This is a genomic window from Rhodococcus sp. CX (genome assembly GCF_015865005.1).
Lineage (GTDB): Bacteria > Actinomycetota > Actinomycetes > Mycobacteriales > Mycobacteriaceae > Rhodococcus.
In genome coordinates this window covers 2576-8204 of record NZ_JADZGH010000118.1, presented here as the reverse complement: position 1 = coordinate 8204, position 5629 = coordinate 2576, and the positions used below count along the sequence as shown (strand labels likewise).

Here is a 5629-nt window from a genome sequence, read left to right as displayed (position 1 = left end):
ACGGGGGATTCGTTCGCCGAGGGCACGGATGTGCTCACCGTGGCGGACGACGGCCGGGTCCGGGCGGTGACGGTGTTCCTCGATCGGCCGCCCGCCGGGTTCCATGCGTGAGGGTGGCCCACGAAAAAGGCAGCCGCGCGCGTGAGGACGCGCGCGGCTGTCGTTCGGCTCAGCGGATGTGGGTCAGGACTTCTTGACGTCGAGGACGACCTCGAACTCGAGCAGCGACGCCCCGGTAGCGACCGGCTTCTTGGCTTCACCGGCGTGGGCGGCACGGGCATCGCCGTCACGCCACGCGGCGAACGCCTCCTCGGACTCCCACTGCGTCACCACGAAGTAGCGGGTCTCGCCCGCGGTGGGACGCAGCAGCTGGAAACCCAGGAATCCGGGCGACTTGTCCACGGTGCCCGCGCGATTCGCGAATCGCTTCTCCAGTTCGGGGCCTGCGCCCTCCGGGACCTCGATTGCGTTGATCTTCACGACTGCCATGGCGGCGAGCCTACTCCGCTACCTTGTCGGGTGTGTTGCACGACGAAGGTGGTTCCGGACGACCGATCCTGCTGCTGCACGGGCTGATGGGCAGCGCCCGCACATGGCGGCGGCACGTGCCGTGGCTGCGCGACCACGGGCACGTCCACACCTTCGACGCGGCCGCGCACGGACGACCCGCCCCGGACGAGCTGACCACCGAAGCGTTCGTGGCCGATCTCGCGCGGCACCTCGACGACGCCGGATTCGACGAGCCGCTCGTCGTCATCGGGCATTCGATGGGTGCACTGCACGCCTGGTGCCTGGCCGCCGCACATCCGGACCGGGTGGCGGCTCTCGTTCTCGAGGACATGGCCCCCGACTTCCGTGGCCGCACCGCAGCGGACTGGGCGGCCGTGATCGGCGCCTGGCCGCAGCCGTTTCCCACCGAGGCCGCCGTCCACGACTACTTCGGACCGGTCGCCGGGCAGTACTTCCTCGACTCGTTCGAACGACGCGACGACGGCTGGTACCTGCACGGCGACGTCGCGACCTTCCGCGACATCTCCGAGGAATGGGGCACCCGGCACTTCTGGGACGAGTGGCGGGCGGTCGCGGTGCCGACGCTGCTCATCGAGGGCGAATACACCATCACACCCGAAGGCCAGATGCTGCGGATGGCCGACGAACGCCCCGGAACGGCCTACGTGCGGATCGCCGGAGCGGGGCACCTCGTCCACGACGACAAGCCGGAGGACTACCGCGCGGCCGTCGAAGGATTCCTCGCCGGGCTCGGCTGACCGTCGGCCCCTTCACCCGCGAGCGCGAAGCGCCCGTCGTTCGTCTGCTCGACGAGTCCGTCGACGAGCAGCGAATGCAACGCGCGGTCGCGCTGGCCCGGGTCGACGAGCCACACGACGTCGAGCGCCGCCCGCTCCACCGGGCCCTCGCTCTCCCGCAGTACCGCCATCAACTTGCCGCGCACCTGCCGGTCGGTCCCGGCGAACTTCTGCACCTTCTTCGGCGGGCCGTCGTGGGCGGGACTGCCGGCCTCGCGCCAGGCGCAACTCGGCAGCGGACAGCGTCCGCATTCGGGGGAGCGGGCGGTGCAGACGGTCGCACCGAGTTCCATCAGTGCCGCCGAGAACGTCGCGGCCCGGGATCGGTTGCGCGGCAACAGGATTTCGACGTCGGCGAGGTCGCGGGTGGTCGACGGATTGTCCGGTTCGGCGCGGCCGTGCACGGCCCGCGCGACGACCCGCCGCACATTGGTGTCGACGACCGGCACCCGCTGCCCGTATGCGAAACACGCGACCGCCCGCGCGGTGTACGCGCCGACGCCGGGCAGGCTCAACAGCGTCTCGACGTCCGCCGGGACCATGTCGCCGTGTTCGGCGGCGAGGACCCCGGCACACTCGTGCAGACGCAGCGCGCGCCGCGGGTAGCCGAGCTTGCCCCACGCCCGCAGCACGTCGGCCTGGCTCGACGCCGCCATCAGCGACGGCACCGGCCAACGCTGCACCCACTGCTCCCAGATCGGCGCGACCCGGGCGACGGGTGTCTGCTGGAGCATCACCTCCGACATGAGGATCTGCCAGCCGGTGACCCCTTCGCGTCGCCACGGAAGATCCCGCGCTTCGGCGGTGTACCAGCGCAGCAGTGCGGACGCGTCGAGGGTCGATCTCACAAGATCTCCTATCGGTGTGTCGGAAGATTGTTTCGCGCCGTTGATCACACCGAACGATCAGCGACATCGGGCCAGGTGAATAATGGCCGCATGCCCAATTCGAATCCCATCTCCGCTTGGAAGGCCCTGACCGAGGGTAACGAGCGGTTCGTGTCCGGTGTCCCGCTGCACCCCAGCCAGAGCATCGACCGCCGCACAGAGCTCGTCGGTGGCCAGAATCCGACGGCAGTGCTGTTCGGTTGCGGCGACTCCCGCGTGGCCGCCGAGATCATCTTCGACCAGGGTCTCGGCGACATGTTCGTCGTCCGGACCGCCGGCCACGTGATCGACAGCGCGGTTCTCGGTTCCATCGAGTACGCCGTCGAGATCCTGAACGTGCCGCTCGTCGTGATCCTCGGACACGACAGCTGCGGTGCCGTGAAGGCCACTGTGTCCGCGTTGGACAAGGGCGACGTCCCTCCGGGATTCATCCGCGACGTCGTCGAGCGGGTCACCCCGTCGGTCCTCATGGGCCGGAGCGAGGGGCTGACCCATCCCGACGAGCTCGAGGCACGCCACGTCGTCGAGACCGCCAAGCTCCTGATGCAGCGGTCCCGGATCATCGCTGATCGCGTCGAGGCCGGTCGTTGCGCCATCGTCGGCGTCACCTACACACTCTCCGACGGTCGCGTCAAGCTCCACAAGCACGTCGGCGACATCGGTGTGACGGTCGACTGACGCGACACGCCGACCTCGGTGTGGCCACGGCCCGAACCTGCACCTACCGTGTGAGTCGTGCTTCAACCGAACGGGCCGCTGCCCCCTGAGATCTACTGGCGCCGCCGCGCACTCGCCGTGGGTGTCGGCTTGGTCGTGCTGGCTCTGGTCGTGTGGCTGGTAATGGCACTGACCGGCGGCGGTGACGACCCCGAGCCGGAGAACACCGCCGCCGAGGTCACGTCGACGACGGCGACCACGACGACGTCCGCCGACGCCACCGCCGAGCCGGCCGCAGCCGGATCCGGCGGTGGGTCGTCGACGGGAACGTCGGCGGGAACGTCGGCGTCCGCCACGACCACCTCGAGCACGACCGCGACGCCGGTCGCCGCGGGGCAGTGCCCCGACCAGTCGCTGGCGGTTCGCGTGACCGCGGATCAGCCGAACTATCGCGTCGGCGACGAACCCGCGTTCACCATCGTCATCACCAACATCGGAACCGAGCAGTGCGAACGCGACCTCGGAGCCGGCCTGCAGCAGGTGCTGGTCTACAGCCTCGACGGGGCGACCCGATTCTGGTCGAACACCGACTGCTTCCCCGAGTCGACCGCGGACGTGCGCACGCTGGCTCCGGGTGACCAGGCGGCGTTCTCGGTGAAGTGGTCCGGCACCACGTCGGCGCCCGGCTGCCAGCAGCCGCGCGAACCGGTCGGTCCGGGCGCATACAGCGTCGTCGGCCAGCTCGGTGGGCTGCGCAGCACCCCGGAGCCGTTCAACGTCGCCTGAGCGCAGCGACTCGGTCGCCTGAGGACAGCGTGTTCAGTCGTACGGTCCGTTGATGGACGCCTCCGCGAGGCGTGAGAGTCCTTCGCGGATGTACCGGGCCCAGAGGGCGCCGATGCCGTCGACGGACTGGATGTCCGCGGCGGTCGCCGCGAGCAGTCCCTGCAGGGTCCCGAACGATCCGACCAGCCGATGGATCTGCGCGGTCTGCAGCCGCGGCACCCGGTGCAGGACCCGGTATCCGCGCGGGCTCATCGCGGTGTCGAGAGCCTCGATCGTCCCCGGATATCCGAAGGCGCGGGCCAGGACCGTCAGGTCCAGCAGGTCGACGTCGGTCAGGTGTTCGAGGACCTCGAGGGTGCGTTCGACATCGGCGGACGACGGTGCCTCGGTTCCGGCGAGGTAGTCGCGGACGATGAGCTGGCGCGCCAGCTGGTTGTCGCCGACCAGTTCCTCGAGCTGCAGTGCCAGCTGCCGGCCGTCCGTGCCGAGTTCGAGCACGTCCTGTTCGATTTCCACCGACACGCGGTGCATCATCTCGAGGCGCTGGGCCACGGTCAGAGCGTCGCGCAGCGTCACGAAGTCCTCGATCTCGACCACGGACAGCTGGCGGGTGACCTCGTCCAGCCGCGCCTTGTACCGCTCGAGGGTCGCGACGGCCTGGTTGGCGCGCGACAGGATCGTCGCGGAATCGTTGATGACGTGCCGGTGGCCGGCCACGTACACACTCACGATGCTCATCGACTGGCTCACCGACACCACCGGATAGCCGGTTTCGATCGCGGTGCGCTCGGCCGCGCGGTGCCGGGTCCCGGACTCGACGGTCGGGATGCGATGGTCGGGAACCAGCTGCACGTTGGCGCGCACGATGCGCGTTCCGTCGGTGGAGACGACGACGGCACCGTCCATCTTCGACAGTTCGCGCAGCCGGGTCGGGGCGAACTCGACGTCGAGTTCGAAACCGCCGTCGCACAGGGCCGCGACCCGCTCGTCGAAACCGAGGACGATCAGGCCGCCGGTGCGTCCGCGCAGGATCCGTTCGAGCCCGTCGCGCAGTGCCGTGCCGGGGGCGAGGCGGGCGATCGTGTCGCGCAGCGTCGCGGACGACACGTCGGACATACCTTGCTCCTCCCTCGGGCGGCCGATGCGGCGGCAATCACAATTGCACGGTCTACCCGGCGGAGGCAGCCGATCGCGGAACTACATTACTGCGTCATGAGTAGCACCTGGACGTTGCCCGCTGACCTCGTGCTTCCGGAGATTCCGGAGAACCATCCGCGGGCGGGTGAGGCACTGCCCCAGCACTGGAGCAAGTGCTTCGGGTGCGGTGACGACCAGCCGGGCGGACTGAAGATGCACTGCACGGTCGGGGAGGGGCTCGAGGTCCTCGGCCGCCTCGACGTCGCCACCTACTACCAGGGCGGACCGGGTTTCATCCACGGCGGCATCCTGACCAGCGCGTTCGACGAAGTTCAGGGCATGGCGTGCATGGTGTTGCAGCGGCCGGTCGTCACCGGTCATCTTCAGGTGGATTTCGCGCGGCCGATCCCGCTCGGGTCGGTGCTCGAGTTCCGCGCCCGGCTGGACGGCACGGTGCGCCGCAAGGTGTACACGAGCGCGGAAGTCCGCATCGTGGAGGGCCCGATGGCCGATCCCGACATCGTGGTCGCGACGTCCCGGGGTCTGTTCCTCACGGTCGGTGCCGAGCACTTCGACAAGGGCAAGGACTACGTCGACGGCGTCCCGGTCTCGCCGCACGGCACCTCGTCGGTGTAGCGCTACCTCGTCGGGCCGGCCCGGCTCAGTCCGGCAGGAGCGGCACGCCGGTGCGGTGATCGCGGCCGAGGAGCGTCGCGGACGTCAGGGACCCGGATCCGAAGCGGTTGTGCACGTCGTCGAGCACGGCGTCGAGGGCGTGCCGGTCGATCGGCCGGTGCGTGACGACCTCGCCCGCGGCGTTGCCCCCTTGTTCGACGACGTCGTCGAACGGCAGTT

7 protein-coding genes and 1 pseudogene are annotated in these 5629 nt (G+C 69.6%); 4 read left to right on the top strand and 4 right to left on the bottom strand.

Features of this window, described 5'->3' with window-relative positions:
* Positions 1-183: 183 nt before the first annotated feature.
* Entirely contained in the window at positions 184-489 is a 306-nt protein-coding gene (locus tag I0Q12_RS12950) for an antibiotic biosynthesis monooxygenase (RefSeq protein ID WP_197252304.1), read from the bottom strand.
* A 32-nt stretch (positions 490-521) separates the two neighbouring features.
* Between I0Q12_RS12950 and I0Q12_RS12945 the strand changes: the two genes are divergently transcribed.
* Positions 522-1268, top strand: coding sequence for an alpha/beta fold hydrolase (locus tag I0Q12_RS12945; RefSeq protein ID WP_197252303.1), 747 nt, complete (start codon positions 522-524; stop codon positions 1266-1268).
* Here the strand turns inward: I0Q12_RS12945 and I0Q12_RS12940 are convergent.
* A complete protein-coding gene (locus I0Q12_RS12940) occupies positions 1226-2155 on the bottom strand; it encodes an A/G-specific adenine glycosylase (RefSeq protein ID WP_307846212.1) in 930 nt (309 codons plus the stop codon). The genes I0Q12_RS12945 and I0Q12_RS12940 overlap by 43 nt on opposite strands.
* A gap of 90 nt (positions 2156-2245) precedes the next feature.
* Between I0Q12_RS12940 and I0Q12_RS12935 the strand changes: the two genes are divergently transcribed.
* Positions 2246-2872: a carbonic anhydrase gene (locus I0Q12_RS12935; RefSeq protein WP_197252302.1), complete on the top strand. Its 627-nt coding sequence runs from the start codon at positions 2246-2248 to the stop codon at positions 2870-2872.
* Between the two features lie 57 nt (positions 2873-2929).
* Positions 2930-3637 carry a hypothetical protein gene (locus tag I0Q12_RS12930; RefSeq protein ID WP_197252301.1) on the top strand — a complete coding sequence of 236 codons (708 nt, stop codon included), beginning with the start codon at positions 2930-2932 and terminating at the stop codon, positions 3635-3637.
* Positions 3638-3670: 33 nt separating this feature from the next.
* Here the strand turns inward: I0Q12_RS12930 and disA are convergent, their stop codons facing one another.
* Positions 3671-4753 (bottom strand): DNA integrity scanning diadenylate cyclase DisA, encoded by a 1083-nt coding sequence (disA, locus tag I0Q12_RS12925; RefSeq protein ID WP_197252300.1) that lies wholly within the window; start codon positions 4751-4753, stop codon positions 3671-3673.
* Between the two features lie 96 nt (positions 4754-4849).
* Here disA and I0Q12_RS12920 point away from each other — a divergent pair, with 96 nt between their 5' ends.
* A complete protein-coding gene (locus I0Q12_RS12920) occupies positions 4850-5410 on the top strand; it encodes a PaaI family thioesterase (RefSeq protein ID WP_197252299.1) in 561 nt (186 codons plus the stop codon).
* 25 nt (positions 5411-5435) lie between these two features.
* On the opposite strand, the pseudogene I0Q12_RS32740 reads toward I0Q12_RS12920, so the two are convergent.
* Positions 5436-5629, bottom strand: a pseudogene (locus I0Q12_RS32740) (DNA polymerase IV); the annotation flags it as partial.